This window comes from Thermoanaerobaculia bacterium (genome assembly GCA_035717485.1).
Lineage (GTDB): Bacteria > Acidobacteriota > Thermoanaerobaculia > UBA5066 > DATFVB01 > DATFVB01.
The window spans coordinates 1-15,980 of the sequence record DASTIQ010000028.1; the positions used below are offsets into that span (position 1 = coordinate 1).

The window sequence follows — 15,980 nt, forward strand, 5'->3', positions numbered from 1 at the left end:
GACGTCGTGATCACGGACCTCGCCATGCCGGTGATGAGCGGGACCGAGCTCGTCGGAGAGCTGCAGACGCTCTCCGATCCTCCCCCCGTGATCGTCGTGACGGCCCACGGGTCGAAGGAGGCGGGCCGGGAGCTCGTCAACCGCATGGGCGCCTACGACTACCTCTCGAAGCCGTTCCAGCCGGACGATCTGATCCTGAAGATCGAGCGCGCCGTCGAGATGCGGGCGATGCGCGAGGTCAATCGCGTGCTCTCGGGCCAGCTGAAGGACACCGTGACCCTCGATGCGCTCGTCGGCGGCTCCCCCGCCATGCAGAACATCTTCAAGCTGGTGCTGAAGATCGCGCGCTCGAACGCGACCGTGCTCATCCGCGGCGAGTCGGGAACCGGAAAGGAGCTGATCGCGCACGCGATCCACCACCGAAGCCGCCGCGCCGACGGGACCTTCTACGCGATCAACTGCGCCGCGATCCCGGAGACCCTCCTCGAATCGGAGCTCTTCGGCTACGAGCGCGGCGCGTTCACGGGCGCGGACCGGCGCAAGATCGGCCTGTTCGAGTCGGCTTCCGGGTCGACCCTCTTCCTGGACGAGATCGGCGACCTTTCCCTCCCGCTCCAGGGGAAGATCCTGCGGGCCCTCCAGGAGAAGGAGATCCGCCGCGTCGGAGGGACGGAGTCGATTCCGGTCGACGTCCGGGTGCTCGCGGCGACCAACCGCGATCTCGAGCAGATGATGACCTCGGGGACCTTCCGGGCGGATCTCTACTATCGGCTCAACGTCATCCCGATCGTGATCCCGCCGCTGCGCGACCGGCGGGAGGACATTCCGGAAATCGCTTCGCGTTTCCTCAAGCGCGCCGCCGCAGAGCACGGCCGCCCCCTTCCCGAGATCTCGCCGGAGGCCATGCGTCTTCTCGTCGCCTTCGACTGGCCGGGAAACGTCCGCCAGCTGGAGTCGATCCTCGAGCGGGCGCTCCTCCTCACCGAGAAGGCCGTGATCGACCCCGAGGACCTTCCTGCGGAGGTCCGCCGGCCGCGCGGCGCGACGGCCGCCGTGCACGTCGAGATCCCCGCGGACGGGATCGACATCGAGGAGGTCGAACGCGCCTTGATCGTCCAGGCCATGGAAAAGTCGGACTGGGTGATCGCCCGCGCCGCCCGGCTGCTCCATTTGACGTACCGGACGATGCAATACCGGCTCGAAAAGTTCGGAATCCGGAAGCCCGAATGACCGTTTTGGAAGGGCGCGTACCCCAAATCGGGAGGAGGGGCGGAAGGAAATGACTGAAAACAGGCTCCTTCGCCGTGGCACCCGCTTCGCACTCGGCGGAGCCCGAGAAATGAGCCGGCTTGCGCGCAGCGTCGCTCCCCTTCTCCCGCTGCCGGCGATCGCCGCGGGCTTTCTCGCGCTCGCCGCGCCCGCTCCCGCGCCGCCGCCGCCTTCGTCCTCCTCCTCCGCGACTCCGGCGCCTCATCGTTCGCCGAAGGCGCATTTCTTCGTCGGCGAGGTGGTCGAGATCTTCGCCTCGGAGAATCGCTTCTCGGTTCGGGAGACCCTCCGCGACGGGTCGCCGAAGGTGACGTTCTTCACCGCCGATCCCGACACGGCGGTCTTCCGCGGGAAAGAGCCCGCGGTCTTCGCGGACCTGCGGGTGAACGATCACGTCACGATCAAGTACACGGAAATCTCGGGAACGCGAAAGACCGTCTCGATCCGGATCATTCCTTCGGCGAAGCCGAAGCCGGCGCCGCCCGCGAAACCCCCCTCCCCGCCGGCCTGACGGTCCGGAGTCGCGTCGCACCCGAAAAGTCGCGGGCCCGGAGCGACGAACGCCCCGGGACCGGCCGACGGTTCCTAAGTGATCTCGGTGGTCGCCTTGTCGACCCGCACCTTCCACGAATCGTGATACCCGGAACGCTCGATCGCGTCGGCGGCGCGGGTCCGCTCGAGCGGCAGGAAAGTGTCGATCATCACGGCGAGCTCCTTCGTCGCCTTCGACCCGATGGACGCCTCGTACGCGCCGGGATGGGGGCCGTGGTTGACCCCCGCGGGGTGAAGCGAGATCGATCCGTTCCCCACGCCTCGGCGGCTGGTGAAGTTGCCGTCGACGTAGAAGATCACCTCGTCGCAGTCGACGGAGGAATGGGGATACGGGCACGGGATCGCGTTCTCGTGCGTGTCGGTGACCCGGGGAACGAAGGAGCAGATCACGGCGCCGCCCGTCGCGAACGTGATGTGGATCGTCGGCGGCAGATGGATCAGCCCCGTTTTCGGCTGGAACTTCGAGATCGGGAACGCGACCGGATAGGCGTATCCGTCCCAGCCCACGACGTCGAGCGGCGACGCCGGGAGCGTCCGGCGCGACCACGCGTCCCGCCGCTTCGCGAACACCTCCCGGGGAGCGGAGTCGGCCTCCGTGCGCGACTCGAGAACCGGGCGGACGAAGTCCCGATGCGTGTACGCCGCGTCCATCTTGAGCTGCCCGGCGTCGTTGCGGAACTGCGCGGGAACGTGGAACCCGCGCCGGCACTCGATGCCGAAAAGCACGTTCTCGGCGCCGTCGAACAGGAAACGGTGAAGGCACCCCTTGGGAACCACGACGTAGTCGTGCGCGCGGAACGGAACCCGCCCGAAGGACGACTGGACCGCTCCCGATCCCCGCTCGACGAAGAAGAGGTCGTCGCCGTCGCCGTTGACGAAGAACGCGTCGTCGGAGACGGAGGGCCGCGCGATGGAGATCACGACGTCCGCGTTGTGGAGGAGCGGCAGTCGCGCGTCGAGCATGGCCCCCCCGGCCGGCGCGGCGTGGGAGTCGAAGAGGCGCCGTTTCAGCGGCTCCGCGCCGCGGTCCGACGATTCCCAGCGGAACCCGCGGTCGGTCCCCTCGCACGTCAGCTCGTCGGTCGGAGCGCGGCGGTGGTACAGGATCGAGTACGGCCCGTCGAACCCGAGACGGGTGAAACATTCCTCGTAGAGGAGCGCGCCTCCCTCGGGATCGCGGAAGACCGTGTGGGGCTTCTCGGGGAGGAGCCCCTGCGTCCAGCGGTCGATCACCGCTCGATTCTATCGCTCCGCCCGGAAGAGTAAGATCCGACGCCATGAAAATCCTCGTGGCGGACAAGTTCGAGAAATCGGGGCTCGACGGGCTCGCGGCCACGGGCTCCGACGTCCTCTTCGAACCCGATCTCAGGGACGACGCGCTGGGAGACCGCCTCGCGGAGACCGGCGCCGAGATCCTGATCGTCCGGTCGACGAAGGTGACCGCGCCGATCCTCGAGAAGGCGCGGGGCACGGCTCTCGTGATCCGCGCCGGCGCGGGAGTCAACACCATCGACCTCGCCGCCGCGTCGAGGCAGGGCGTCTTCGTGGCGAATTGTCCGGGGAAGAACGGGATCGCGGTCGCCGAGCTCGCGATGGGATTGATGCTCGCGCTCGACCGGCGCATCCCCGACAACGCGGAGGCGCTCCGCCGGGGCGAATGGAACAAGAAGGAGTTCGCGAAGGCGAAGGGAATCTTCGGCCGGACCCTCGGCATCGCGGGGACGGGAACGATCGGCCGGGAAGTCGCGGCGAGAGCGCGGGCGTTCGGCATGAAGGTCCTCGGCTGGAGCCGTTCGCTGACCGACGCGAAGGCGGAGGCGCTGGGGATCGAGCGCGTCGGCGACGTCGTCGAGCTCGCCCGCCGATGCGACGTCGTCTCGGTCCACCTCGCCGCGGCGCCCGAAACGAAGGGCCTGTTCGGGGCGGAGTTCTTCGCCGCGATGCGCCCGGGCGCCTTCTTCGTCAACACGGCGCGCGCGGACGTCGTCGATCCCGCGGCGCTGCTGGCGGCGCTCGACCGGGGAATTCGCGCGGGGCTCGACGTCTTCCCGAAGGAGCCCGCGGAGTCGAAAGGCGCGTTCGAGAGCCCTCTCGCCCGCCACCCGAACGTCGTCGGCACGCATCACATCGGCGCGTCGACGGACCAGGCGCAGGAGGCGATCGCCGCCGAGACGGTCCGCCTCGTGAGGGCCTACATCGAGACCGGAAAAGTCGACAACGTCGTCAACCTCGCCCGGCGCCCGCCGGCGACGCATCTCCTCGTCGTCCGCCACCGCGACCGGGTCGGCGTTCTCGCTCACGTGCTCGCGGCCCTGAAGAACGACGGGATCTCGGTGCAGGGAATGGAGAACACGGTCTTCGAGGGGGCGGAAGCCGCGTGCGCGCGGATCGAGCTCGACAAGGAGCCCCGCGAGGGGACGCTCGACGCGATCCGGTCGGGCAGCGAAGACATTTTCTCGCTCTCGGTCACTCCGCTGCGCTGAGAACCGCGGCCGCCCTCCTCCTCCTCGGAACGCTCGGCGGCGCGGCGCGCGGCGACGAACCCGATCCCCGCGCGGTCCAGCCGGAGCGGCCCACCGTCGCGACGCACGCGTACAGCGTCGCGCCCGGGTTCCTGGAAACGGAGGCCGGCGTCGAGTTCGACCGGGAACGCGGCGGCGATTCGGCCTTCTTCGCCCCGCTGGTCGCGAAGATCGGGCTGGCCGCGCGGCTCCAGCTCAACTTCTCTTCGGGGGTCCTTCGCGCGCCCCGATCCCCGGCGGGCTTCGGAGACGTCGCTCTCGGCCTGAAATGGCGGGTCGGCGCGAAGACTCCCCTTCTCGGCGATTTCGCCCTTCTGCCCGCCGTGAAGTTTCCGTCCGGTTCGGCCCGGGCCTCGACGGGGACGACCGACCTGTCGATCCTCGCGATCTCCAGCCGAAAGCTCGGATCGGTCGGACTCGATCTCAACGCCGGCTACGTGCGCCGGTCGGGGAGCGGCTCTTCCGGGCCGCGCGAATCGACGCTGTGGGCCGCCTCATTTTCGGGACCGCTCGGCGGCCCCTTCGGCTTCAACGCGGAGCTGTTCGGCTATCCGGGTACGGGCGGACGATCCGGGGCCGCGCCGGTCGTCGGGGTCACCGTCGGTCCCACCTGGCAGCCGCGGCCGTGGATCGCCTTCGACGCCGGGGCGATCGTCCGGGTATCCGGGCCGCAGCCGAACGCGGCGTACGCGGGGATGACGTGGAACGTGGGGAGGCTCTGACGGGCGCCGACGGCTATCCGACCGGGCGGGTTTCCATCTCGACCTCCGCATCCTTGAGGCTGTGGTGCTCCTGCTCGATCGCCTCGAAGAGGGTGCGGAAGTTGCCGTAGCCGAACCCGGGATCGCCTTCGCGCTGGATGACCTCGTAGAAGAACGGGCCGGCCTTGGGATCGCTCCAGAGCTGGTGGCCGTCCTTCATGAAGATCTGGAGGAGATACTTCTCGTCCTCGCCGTCGACGAGGATGTTCAGGCGGCGCAGGTCGTCGATCGGCTCCTTCACGCGCGACACGTGCTTCTCCGAGAGCCAGCGCGTGATGTTGTCGTAGTAGGTCTGCGGCGCGTCGAGGAACTTGACGCCGCGGTGATTCATCTCGTCCACCACCGGAATGATCTGCGGCACCCGCAGAGCGATGTGCTGGACTCCCGGCCCGCGGTTCTCCTCGGTGAAGATGTTGACCTGCGACTCGCGGAAGAACGGCTTCAGCGGCTCGTTCGTCGCGAACTTGAGCTCGGAGGACGGGTCCCACATCACGATCGACTTCAGCCCCGAGCCGTGCTCGCCTCCCTTCTTGACGTCCTCCGTATGGAACTGGATGTTCCAGTACTCGTCGAACCCGAGGACTTCGCGATACCAGAGGACGACGGGCGCCATCGTGAGGGCGTTCGAGGTGACGTGGTCGAGGATCTCGAAGCCGAGCCGGTTTTGCGGCGCCTTCGACGAGTCGTCGACGGGAACGTTCTCGAACTCCGGGGCGAACGCCCGGTACCCCTTCCGCTCGACGAAGCGGTACGCGAGGTCGCCGAGCGGGGTCGCGATGAGGAACCGCCGGTAGGTTCCCCCGTCCGCGTCGCGATACGTCTCGATGTCGGAGAGGAACGTCGCGCCCCTCGGAGCGAGGAAATCCCACGTCTGCTCGAGGTTCTTCACGCGGAACGAGATCGAGGAAACGCCGTCCGGATGGTTCCGGAGATACATCGCCGCCCGGCCGCGGTCGGACAGAGGAGTCGACACGACGACCCGGATGTCGCCGGCCGAGTAGACGTTCGAGTGCTGCGCGCTCCGCTCGGTGAGCTCCTTGTTCGACCGCGCGACGAGAGGCCAGTCGAGGAGCTTCGTGTAGAACTCGTGGCTTCGCTCGAGATCGGAAACGAGGAAGTGGAAAGAGTCGAAGCCGAGCAGGCCGAGGCCGGCGGATTCATTTGCCATGTTCGCCAATCTACCCCGGCCCCGCGGGAGCGTCAAACGGCCGGAACCGCGCTCGCCGCGTCTTCCGAAGGGCCCGGAGGCGGGCACGGGCTCGAGCGAACGTCTCCGGGCGCCGAAGGCGGTCGGATTCTCTCCGGCGCCTCAGGCGACGGCGACTTTCGCCGAGGAAACGAGGTCGCGAAGCGCGCGCTCGGACTGCCGGATCTCGTCCTCCGAGACCGCGCCGACCGAGAGGCGGAACCAGCCGTTCTCGGGGCGGTAGCCGAAGGCCTGGAACGGCACGACCGCGATCCCCGCCCTCTCGAGGAGGAGCCGCCGGATGTCCTCGTTCGAGCGGATGGGAGTTCCGGCGATTTCGCCGCCCACGAGGTCGAAGCGCGCGGACAGGTAGATCGCTCCCTGCGGCTCGATCGCGTCGACCGGCAGCCCGTCCGCCTTCATCCCCCGGAAGATCCCGTACAGGAGGTCGAGGCGCGACCGGATCGCGGCGGTGAACTCCCGGCGGTGCTCGGCGACGGCGGCCGCGTCTCCGAGGAACCGCGCCGTCGCGACCTGCTCCGGCTTCGGCGCCCAGGCGCCGACGTGACCGAGGATGTCGCGCATCCGGCCGATGAGCGCCGGAGGGCCGACGGCCCATCCGACGCGCAGCCCCGTCGCGGCGAACTGCTTCGAGATGCCGTCCAGGAGGACGGTGAACCCGAAGGCCTCGGGAACGAGTTCCGGGGGGCTCGAGCGGCGCGCGGCGCCGAAATGGAGCGCCGAATAGATCTGGTCGTAGAGGAGGAAGAGCGCCTTCCTCCCGGTCCGCCGCCGACGCGCGTTCTCCTCGGCGATCATCTCCGCGATCTTCGCGAGCTCCCCCGGGTCCACGACCGTCCCCGTCGGGTTCATCGGCGAGTTCAGGACGACGAGCCGGGCTTCGGGAAGATGCGGCGCGAATTCGGCCGCGGACGGGAAGAACCCCTTCTCGCGCTTTCCCTCGAGCTCGATCGCCCGGACCTCCGTCAGGTGCGCGTAGTGGTTGTTGTTCCAGGACGGCACCGAATACACGACGGTGTCTCCGCGGTCGAGGATCGTGCGGTACGTTCCGTACAGGATCGGCCGGGCTCCCCCGGCGATCAGGAAAGAGTCGAGCGGATACGCGAGGCCCTGTTCCCGCGCGAGGTGCTCGGCCACCGCCTCGCGCAGCGCGAGGACGCCGTCGGAGGGCGGATAGTTCGTCTGATGTTCCCGATACGCGCGGGTGATCTCCTCCTGGAGGCGCGCGGGAATCGGGAACTGCGACGGAGCGAAGTCGCCCACGGTCAGGTTGACGATCTTTTCGCCGCGGGCGAGCGACTGGCGGACGTCGGCGGCGATCTTCAGGATCTCGGACCCGACGACTCCGGCCGCGACGTCCGCGAGCGACGCGTCGGTCTCCTCCGCGGGGGGGAAGAACCCGCGCGCGTCGCGCATCAGAACACCACCGGCTCTTCGTAGGTCGCGAAGACCTCGCGCATCACGTCGGAGATCTCGCCGACGGTCGCGTAGCTCTTGACCGCCTCGACGAGCGTCGGCATGACGTTGACGCCGTCCCGGCACGCCTGCCGGAGCGCCGCGAGCGCCGACCGCACGGCCTTCCCGTCGCGGGTCCTCCTGACCTCCGCGAGCGAGCGCCGCTGCTCCTCCTCGGTCGCCTCGTCGATGTACAGGATCGGGAGGGGGGGCTCCTCGCCGCTGTCGGTGAACTCGTTGACGCCGACCACGATCTTCTCGCCGTCGTCCAGGGCACGCTGGTAGCGGTAGGCGGCGTCCATGATCTCTTTCTGCGGGAACCCGGCTTCGATCGCCTCGACCATCCCGCCGAACGCGTCGATCCTCCGGAAGTAGTCGAACGTCCCCTGTTCCATGCGCCTCGTCATCTCCTCGACGAAGTACGAGCCGCCGAGCGGGTCGATCGTGTTCGCGACGCCGGATTCGTGCGCGATGATCTGCTGGGTCCGGAGCGCGACCTTGACCGCGAAATCGGTCGGCAGCGCGAGCGTCTCGTCGAGAGAATTCGTGTGGAGGGAATTGGTGCCGCCGAGTACCGCCGCGAGCGCCTGGAGCGCCGTGCGGACGACGTTGTTGTAGGGCTGCTGGGCGGTCAGCGAACAGCCCGCCGTCTGCGTGTGGAACCGGCAGCTCCAGGAGCGGGGGTCCTTCGCGCCGAACCGCTCGCGCATCGTCTTCGCCCAGACCCGCCGAGCGGCCCGGAACTTCGCGATCTCCTCGAAGAAGTCGTTGTGGGCGTTGAAGAAGAACGAGAGGCGGGGCGCGAAGGCATCCACGTCGAGACCGGCCTCGATCCCGTACTGGACGTACTCGACTCCGTCGCGCAGCGTGAAGGCCAGCTCCTGGAGGGCCGTCGAGCCCGCCTCCCGGATGTGGTACCCGGAAATCGAGATCGTGTTCCACTTCGGGACGTTCTCGGCGCAGAAGCGGAACTGGTCGGTGATGAGGCGCATCGAGGGGCGCGGCGGGAAGATGTACTCCTTCTGCGCGATGTACTCCTTGAGGATGTCGTTCTGCAGCGTTCCGCCGACGCGGGACCAGGGCGTCCCGTGCTTCTCCGCGACCGCGAGATACATCGCGAGAGCGATCGGGGCGGTCGAGTTGATCGTCATCGACGTGGTCACCGCGCCGAGGTCGATCCCGTCGAAGAGCGTCTCCATGTCGGCGAGCGAGTCGACCGCGACCCCGCACTTGCCCACCTCGCCTTTCGCCATCTCGTGGTCGGAGTCGTAGCCGTAGAGCGTCGGCAGGTGGAAAGCCGTCGAAAGCCCGGTCTGCCCGTGGGCCAGGAGGTACTTGAACCGGGCGTTCGTCTGCCGCGCCGAGCCGTATCCGGCGAAGAGGCGCATCGTCCAGAGCTTGCCGCGGTACATCGTCGGCTGCACCCCGCGCGTGTAGGGGTATTCGCCGGGCCAGCCGAGGTCGCGCTCGAAATCGAAGCCGGGCTGCGTGTCGGGACCCCCGAGCTCCGGAACCTCCTGCGAGGAAACCGTCGTGAAGTCGGACTTCCAGGCGGGAACTTTTTCGAACGCCTCGCGGGCTTTCTCGTCCCAGCGGCGCCGTCCCTCCGAAACGCCCTCCGGGACGAGCGGGTTCGATTCCTTTTCGCCCATCGCCCGATTATCGCCGATCGCGTCTTTTCGGGCCAAACCTTTTCCGATAGAGTCAGCGGCCGTGTCCGACGACCGAAAATACCGTCATCGAGGCTACATGGATTCCGGTTCCGGCGGCGACGTGCCCCGCGGACCGCGAGGGCGCACCGACGAGGGAGCCCCGCCGCGCAGCGAAGGGGCGCCGCGAGGGCGCAGCGCCGGCTTCGACAAGGACCTGGTCGTCCAGTGCAAGAAGTGCGGGCAGCGCGTCCCCGGACTCGAGGAACCGGTTCCCGGCGCGACGTGCCCGAAATGCGGCGCCGCGCTCCACTCCTGCGTGCAATGCCGCTACTTCGATTCGGCCGCGCGATGGGAGTGTTCCCGCCACGCCGAGATTCCCGCCCGGGTGGCGGTCAAGACCGCCGGGAACGAGTGTCCCGTCTTCTCTCCCCTCGCCGGATTCGATCTGACGGGGACCCGCGCGCCGGAAACGCCGTCGGACGCGCGGCGAGCGTTCGACGCGCTCTTCAAGAAGTAGGAGGGACCGTTGCGACGACGCTCCCGTCATCCGGCCGGATTCCTCTGCGCCGCGGCGGGCGCGCTCCTGGCGTCCGTCGCCGCGTCCGCCGCGCAGCGGCCGAACGTCGAGCTCCGGACGGCGATCCTCCCCCCCTCCCTCGTCATCGCCTACCCCTCGCGGGGATCGCTGCTCGACTGGCCGAAGTACTGCGGCAATCTCGCGATGACGGGGGTCGCGGCCGCGGAACGGGCGATCTCGACGACTTCGGCGCCCGGATTCGTCTCCGCCTGGACCGATACCCTTCCCGGGACGATCGCGTCGTCTCCGATCGTCGTCGACGGACGCGTCTACGTCGGCGACTGGTCGGGGAAGGAGTGGGCCCTCGACGCCTCGAGCGGGGCCGTCCTGGGAAGCGCCGATCTCGGAACGACGTCCGCGCCGAAGTGCAACCCGCCGACGATCGGGATCACCTCCGCGCCCGCGGTGACCGGAGGCGTCGTTTACGTCGCCGGCGGCGACGACGGTTTCTACGCGCTCGACGCGCAGACCCTCGCGGTGCTCTGGCGAACCTCCCTCGGAAACAACCTTCACGGCTACTACGGCTGGTGCTCCCCGGCGGTGATCGACGGCGTCGTCTACCAGGGGGTTTCGAGCAACTGCGACAATCCCTTCATTCCCGGCGCGGTCGACGCCCTCGACGCGGCGACGGGAACGATCACGGCCTCGGTCGATCTTTCGGGCGGGGTGACGGGCGCGGGCGTCTGGTCGTCCCCGGCAATCGACCGGGCGGCGGGGACGGTCTTCGTGACGGTCGCCTCCGGCAACAGCTACGAACTCGGCCGGAGCTACTCGATCGCCCGCCTCGCGGTGGGATCCCTCGCGGTCGAGGATCACTGGAAGATTCCGCCGGAGGATTACGCGAACGTCCCGGACGCCGACTGGGGATCTTCGCCGACGCTCTTCACCGATTCCGGGGCGCGGGATCTCGTCGGCGCCGGACAGAAGGACGGTTACTACTACGCTTTCCTCCGCGGCGACCTGGCCGGCGGGCCGGTCTGGAAGACGGCGCTGGCGGTCGGAGGCGAGTGCCCACAGTGCGGACACGGGACGATCTCGACGGCGGCCTTCGACGGGAAGCGGATCTACGTCGGCGCCGGCGTTACTCCGGACTACACGGCGTACGGCTCGGTGAACGCGCTCGACCCGGCCACGGGCTCGATCCTCTGGACGTACAAGGCGCCGGGGGCGGTGCTCGCGCCGATCTCCTTCGCCAACGGGGTGGTGTTCGCCGCCGGCGGAAAGCGCTGCGTCGCTCTCGATGCCGAAACGGGGACCCTTCTGTGGCAGACCGAGACCGCGGCCCCGCTCTACGGCGGGATCGCGATCTCGAACGGCCGGATCTTCTTCGGCGACGTGGCGGGAAACCTGTACGCCTTCTCGGTACCGGTTCCCGCGCCCTGAGCTCCGCTCAGCGCGTCGGGAGGAGCGCTTCCCGCGCGAGATGCGCGACGCCGCGCGCCGAGAACGGGAGAGAGGACGTCATGAAGCAGGAATGCGTGCACCAGCAGGCGCGCGCGGCGATCCGGCTCCTCATCTCCTTCGCCTTCGGGGAAAACCACGCCTTCCGGAAGGACCAGTCGAAATCGCGGATGTTGCCGACCTCCCACATCACCTCGCAGAGCGCGACGGTGCCCTCGGGATTGAGCACGCCGGAGATCGTCCCCGCGTAGCAGGGATAGACCATCCGCTCCTGCTCGAGCGTCGCGAGCTCGGCCGTGCGCGCGCCGACTTTGAGGTGGCGCAGGATCGGCCGATAGCGGTCGAATCGCTCCCAGTACGGACGCAGGAACCGGAGGCGCTCCGCATACTCCTCCGCGGTCAGCGCGCGAATGGTCGGATCGGGAAACGGAGGCCGGAGCAGCTCGAAGGAGTGAAAATCGATGTCGGGGAAATTCGCGGCGACCCAGGACGTGATCTCGGGCAGATCGTCCATGTTGAAAGACGCGAGCACGGTCTGCACGTTGAGGACGAAGCCGCGCGTGCGCTCCTTGAGCTTCGCGAGCCGCCGGTAGGTTTCGATCACCTTCGGGAAGTTGCCCCGCGCCCCGCGGATCGCGTCGTGCCTTTCCCCGAGGTGATCGAGCGAGAGGCCGACGGTGAACGTCTGCCGGTCGTCCTTCCGGGATGCGAGCGCGTCCGCGACCACCGATTCGACCTGCTCCGGGATCAGCGAATTGGTCGGCATCGTGACGTTCGACGCGTCATGGCGTCCGTAGAGGAGCCGGGTGATCTCCGGCAGGTCCCGGTTCAGCGTCGGCTCTCCTCCCGTGAGGACGACCGAGTAGAGCGCGCCGAGATCGGCGAGCGCGCGGTCGTAGTCCTCGAGGGACATCTCGAGGTGCCGGTTGACGTTCAGATGGTCCCAGTAGAAGCAGGTCACGCACTTCGAGTTGCAGAGGTTCGTCATTCCGAGGATCAGGTACCGCGGGAGGGTCTCCCGGCCGCGAACCCAGTGGGCGGCGAGAACCGCGGGCTTCATCGGGCTCCCGGAGCGGCCCCGGGATCCGGCGCGGCCTCGCGGGACGCGCCGCTCCGGCCCGCCAGCGCGGCGCCGATCCCCGCGACGGTCGCGATCGCGTAGTTCGCATGATGGAGAAAGAACGCCGCGGGCACGGCGGGAAAGAGCGCGGGGTCGCGCCGCCAGACGGGCGCCGAGAATGCCCACGTCGCCGCCGCGTACGCCGCCGCCGCGGGTATGGCGAAACGGCGGCCGAACACGATCGTCCCCGCCGTGGCCGCCGCGGCCGCCGCGAGGAATCCGGCGATCAACGCGACGGGCGCGCCGTCGGGACGTTCGACGAGCCGCCGCCCGCTCTTGACGCGGTAACGCCAGCGCTGGGCGAGGAACGCCGCCGGAAAAGCGCGCCGCCGATGGTGAACGACGAGATCCGGATCGAGCTCGGGGACGACGCCGGCCTTCATGGCACGATGGACGAAGTCGGTGTCCTCCCCGATGTATCCGAGGGTTTCGTCGAAACCGTCCAGGCGGTCCCGGAGCTCGCGATCGACGAAGAGATTGCAGAGCGCGAGATCGGACGGGAGGCGGATCGGGCCCGGCCGCGGCGATCGTTCGTGCGCCGGAACCGCGGAACCGATCCGCGGTGTCGCGACGAGAAGGTCGGCGAGGCGCTCGCCGTAGGGCGATCCCTCGGGAACGAGGTCGATTCCTCCGAACAGCGGCGTCCGCGCGGCGACCTCCGAGCCGCGGCGCAGCCAGCCGGGAGTCGCGCACGCGTCGTCGTCGATGAACGCGAGGAGCCGGCCGGCCGCGAAATCGGCGCCCCGGTTCCGCCGCGCCCCCGGATTGCGCTCCTCCATCCGGACCCATCCGACGAGGAGATCGTCCCGCCGCGGCGGCTCCTCCGCGGAGACCACGAGCACCTCGAACGGAGGAGCTTCTTCCTGGCGGGCGAGCGACGCGAGGCATCGGTCGAGGTCCGGGCCCGTCCGGTCCGACGCGATGATCACGGAGATCTCCGGAGCGGCCATCCGCCGATCATAGACGCATTCCGGAGTCCCGATCCCCCGGAACACGCTGGATATAATGGCGAAAGGGAGGATCTCGATGGGGCGACTCTCGGACGCGCAGAGGCTCGAGCTCTACCGCTTCATGCGGTTGAACCGGGTGGTCGAAGAGCGTCTCGTCAATCTCTACCGCCAGGGGAAGATCGTGGGCGGGCTCTATCGATCGCTCGGCCAGGAAGCGACGTCCGTCGGAACCGCGTTCGCTCTCTCCCCCGGAGACTTCCTGAGTCCCCTGATCCGGAATCTCGGGTCGGTGCTCGTCCGCGGATATGCGCCGCGAGAGCTCTTCGCCCAGTACCTCGCCCGCGCCACGTCTCCGTCCGGCGGAAAGGACGGGAACCTCCATTTCGCCTCCGTCGAACGCGGGGTCATCGGGCCGATCTCGATGCTCGGAGAGCTGATTCCCGTGATGGCCGGCGTCGCCCTCGCCGCGAAGCTCCGGCGCGAGAGCTTCGTCTGCATGACCTACATCGGCGACGGCGCGACGTCGACCGGACCCTTTCACGAGGGAATGAATTTCGCCGCCGTCCGGAAACTGCCGCTCGTCGTCGTCGGGGAGAACAACCACTGGGCATACTCCACCCCCTTCTCGCAGCAGATGGCGTGCGCGTCGCTCGCCGACCGGGCGAAGGCCTACGGAATGGCGGCGGCGACCGTGGACGGCAACGACGTCGAGACGGTCTGGGAGGCGGCGTCGGAGGCGGTCGCGCGCGCGCGGCGGGGCGAGGGGCCGTTCTTCCTCGAAGCGGTCACGTACCGCATGAAGGGGCACGCCGAACACGACGCGCAGCACTACGTCGACAAGGCCGAGCTCGCCGCCTGGGGGGATCGCGACCCGCTCGAACGATGGTCCCGGGCCCTCGCCGCGCGGGGCCTCGCCTCGGCGGGCGACCTGGCGCGGCTCGACGGTGACATCGCGCGACTGGTCGACCAGGAGCTCGAGATCGCCGAGCGCGCCCCGTTTCCGCCGCCCGAAGCCGCCCTCGAGGGGGTCTACGGAGAGGCGCCCGGCGAATCGGAGCCGTTCTTCCTCCGGTACGCCGAAGGGAAGCGCTGAATGCTGGACCGGCGGCGCGCCGACGAGGCCCGGGGCGGAACGACGTACGTGGAGGCGCTCCACGACGCCCTCTGGGAGGAAATGGAAACCGACGACCGCGTGTTCGTCCTCGGGGAGGACGTCGGGGTGTACGGCGGCGCGTTCAAGGTGACCGACGGGATGATCGAGCGGTTCGGGCCGGACCGCGTGATCGACACGCCCATCTCGGAGGACGCGATCGTCGGCGCCGCGATCGGCGCCGCGATCGCGGGCCTGCGGCCGGTCGCCGAGATGCAGTTCGCCGATTTCATCTCCTGCGCCTTCGACCAGATCACGAACTTCGCCGCGAAATCGCGGTACCGGACCGGCGTCGGAATTCCGATCGTCGTCCGGGGTCCGTCGGGAGGAGGCGTTCATGGCGGCCCGTTCCACTCCCAGAATCCGGAGGCGTATTTCGCCCACACCCCCGGGCTGAAGGTCGTCCAGCCGGCCACCGCCTACGACGCCAAGGGCCTCCTGAAATCCGCGATCCGGGACGAGGATCCGGTGATCTTCTTCGAGCACAAATTCCTCTACCGGCGCATCCGGGAGGAGTTGCCGCGCGAGGAATACACGGTGCCGATCGGGAAAGCCCGGGTGGCGCGCGACGGACGCGATCTCTCGATCGTCACCTACGGCGCCATGGTCTGGGAGGCCCTCGACGCCGCCGCGCTGCTCGAGTCGGAGGGGATCGACTGCGAGGTCGTCGACCTCCGGACGCTCCTCCCTCTCGACGACGAGACGATCTTCGCGTCGGTGGGGCGCACCGGCAAGGCGCTGATCGTCCACGAGGACACCAAGACCGGCGGAGTCGGCGCGGAAGTGTCGGCCCGGATCACGGAGCACTGTTTCGACAGCCTCGACGGACCCGTTCTCCGGGTCGCGGCGCCGGACACGCCGGTCCCGTACGCGCCGCCGATGGAAGCATTCTTCCTGCCGAACGCCGAAAAGATCGCCCGCGCCGCGCGCGCGCTCGCCGGATACTGAAAGGAGCTCGGAATGTCGACCGACGTCATCATGCCCCAGATGGGGGAATCGATCGCGGAAGGAACGATCACACGCTGGATCAAGAACGTGGGGGACACGGTCTCCCGCGACGAGCCACTCTTCGAGATCTCCACCGACAAGGTCGACGCGGAGATCCCCTCCCCCGCGGCCGGCACGCTCACGGAGATCCTCGTGCAGCCCGGCCAGACGGTCGCCGTCAACACGGTCGTCGCGCGCATCGGAGCGGCGGGCGAGGGCAAGGGCGCCAAACCCGCGGCGCCGGAAGCGCCCCCGCCCGCGAAGGAAGCGCCGCGGCCGGAAGCTCCGCCCGCGCCCCCCGCCGCGAAACCGGCCCAGCCCGCGGCGCCGCCCTCGCCCGCTCCGGCGGCCGCCCGGCCGGAAACGCCCCGCGAAAA

At 68.9% G+C, this 15,980-nt stretch carries 15 protein-coding genes; 9 read left to right on the forward strand and 6 right to left on the reverse strand.

The window, feature by feature from the left end; all coding sequences use genetic code 11:
- Nucleotides 1–1,230, forward strand: a 1,230-nt coding sequence (locus tag VFS34_01155) for a sigma-54 dependent transcriptional regulator (GenBank protein HET9793038.1), incomplete at its 5' end; no start/stop codon positions are given.
- 109 nt (nucleotides 1,231–1,339) lie between these two features.
- Nucleotides 1,340–1,780, forward strand: coding sequence for a hypothetical protein (locus VFS34_01160; protein ID HET9793039.1), 441 nt, complete (start codon nucleotides 1,340–1,342; stop codon nucleotides 1,778–1,780).
- Between the two features lie 74 nt (nucleotides 1,781–1,854).
- Here VFS34_01160 and VFS34_01165 read toward each other — a convergent pair whose 3' ends face one another.
- Nucleotides 1,855–3,054: a homogentisate 1,2-dioxygenase gene (locus tag VFS34_01165; protein HET9793040.1), complete on the reverse strand. Its 1,200-nt coding sequence runs from the start codon at nucleotides 3,052–3,054 to the stop codon at nucleotides 1,855–1,857.
- Between the two features lie 44 nt (nucleotides 3,055–3,098).
- Here VFS34_01165 and VFS34_01170 point away from each other — a divergent pair, with 44 nt between their 5' ends.
- Both VFS34_01170 and VFS34_01175 read left to right on the forward strand, forming a co-directional pair.
- Nucleotides 3,099–4,304: a 3-phosphoglycerate dehydrogenase family protein gene (locus VFS34_01170; GenBank protein HET9793041.1), complete on the forward strand. Its 1,206-nt coding sequence runs from the start codon at nucleotides 3,099–3,101 to the stop codon at nucleotides 4,302–4,304.
- Nucleotides 4,199–5,065: a transporter gene (locus tag VFS34_01175; protein HET9793042.1), complete on the forward strand. Its 867-nt coding sequence runs from the start codon at nucleotides 4,199–4,201 to the stop codon at nucleotides 5,063–5,065. The genes VFS34_01170 and VFS34_01175 overlap by 106 nt, the downstream gene beginning before the upstream one ends.
- 13 nt (nucleotides 5,066–5,078) lie before the next feature.
- Here VFS34_01175 and VFS34_01180 read toward each other — a convergent pair whose 3' ends face one another.
- The 3 genes from VFS34_01180 to VFS34_01190 all read right to left on the reverse strand — a co-directional run bounded on the left by VFS34_01180 (nucleotide 5,079) and on the right by VFS34_01190 (nucleotide 9,418).
- Nucleotides 5,079–6,272, reverse strand: a complete 1,194-nt coding sequence (locus VFS34_01180; GenBank protein HET9793043.1) for a VOC family protein — start codon at nucleotides 6,270–6,272, stop codon at nucleotides 5,079–5,081.
- 141 nt (nucleotides 6,273–6,413) lie between these two features.
- Complete coding sequence (locus VFS34_01185) at nucleotides 6,414–7,727, reverse strand: aminotransferase class I/II-fold pyridoxal phosphate-dependent enzyme (GenBank protein ID HET9793044.1); 1,314 nt, start codon at nucleotides 7,725–7,727, stop codon at nucleotides 6,414–6,416.
- A complete protein-coding gene (locus VFS34_01190) occupies nucleotides 7,727–9,418 on the reverse strand; it encodes a methylmalonyl-CoA mutase family protein (GenBank protein HET9793045.1) in 1,692 nt (563 codons plus the stop codon). The genes VFS34_01185 and VFS34_01190 overlap by 1 nt, the downstream gene beginning before the upstream one ends.
- 61 nt (nucleotides 9,419–9,479) lie before the next feature.
- Here VFS34_01190 and VFS34_01195 point away from each other — a divergent pair, with 61 nt between their 5' ends.
- Together VFS34_01195 and VFS34_01200 are read left to right on the forward strand one after the other, a co-directional pair.
- The gene (locus VFS34_01195; protein ID HET9793046.1) at nucleotides 9,480–9,935 is read left to right on the forward strand and encodes a hypothetical protein; all 456 of its coding nucleotides are present in this window, start codon (nucleotides 9,480–9,482) and stop codon (nucleotides 9,933–9,935) included.
- Between the two features lie 9 nt (nucleotides 9,936–9,944).
- Entirely contained in the window at nucleotides 9,945–11,378 is a 1,434-nt protein-coding gene (locus VFS34_01200) for a PQQ-binding-like beta-propeller repeat protein (GenBank protein ID HET9793047.1), read from the forward strand.
- A 7-nt stretch (nucleotides 11,379–11,385) separates the two neighbouring features.
- Here VFS34_01200 and VFS34_01205 read toward each other — a convergent pair whose 3' ends face one another.
- Together VFS34_01205 and VFS34_01210 are read right to left on the reverse strand one after the other, a co-directional pair.
- On the reverse strand, nucleotides 11,386–12,456 hold the full coding sequence (locus VFS34_01205; GenBank protein HET9793048.1) for a radical SAM protein: 1,071 nt from the start codon (nucleotides 12,454–12,456) through the stop codon (nucleotides 11,386–11,388).
- Complete coding sequence (locus VFS34_01210; GenBank protein HET9793049.1) at nucleotides 12,453–13,466, reverse strand: glycosyltransferase; 1,014 nt, start codon at nucleotides 13,464–13,466, stop codon at nucleotides 12,453–12,455. The genes VFS34_01205 and VFS34_01210 overlap by 4 nt, the downstream gene beginning before the upstream one ends.
- A 76-nt stretch (nucleotides 13,467–13,542) precedes the next feature.
- Here VFS34_01210 and VFS34_01215 point away from each other — a divergent pair, with 76 nt between their 5' ends.
- The 3 genes from VFS34_01215 to VFS34_01225 all read left to right on the forward strand — a co-directional run.
- Entirely contained in the window at nucleotides 13,543–14,559 is a 1,017-nt protein-coding gene (locus tag VFS34_01215) for a thiamine pyrophosphate-dependent dehydrogenase E1 component subunit alpha (GenBank protein ID HET9793050.1), read from the forward strand.
- On the forward strand, nucleotides 14,560–15,564 hold the full coding sequence (locus VFS34_01220; GenBank protein ID HET9793051.1) for an alpha-ketoacid dehydrogenase subunit beta: 1,005 nt from the start codon (nucleotides 14,560–14,562) through the stop codon (nucleotides 15,562–15,564).
- Nucleotides 15,565–15,576: 12 nt separating this feature from the next.
- Nucleotides 15,577–15,980: biotin/lipoyl-containing protein (locus VFS34_01225; GenBank protein HET9793052.1), on the forward strand; the 404-nt coding region annotated here is incomplete at its 3' end.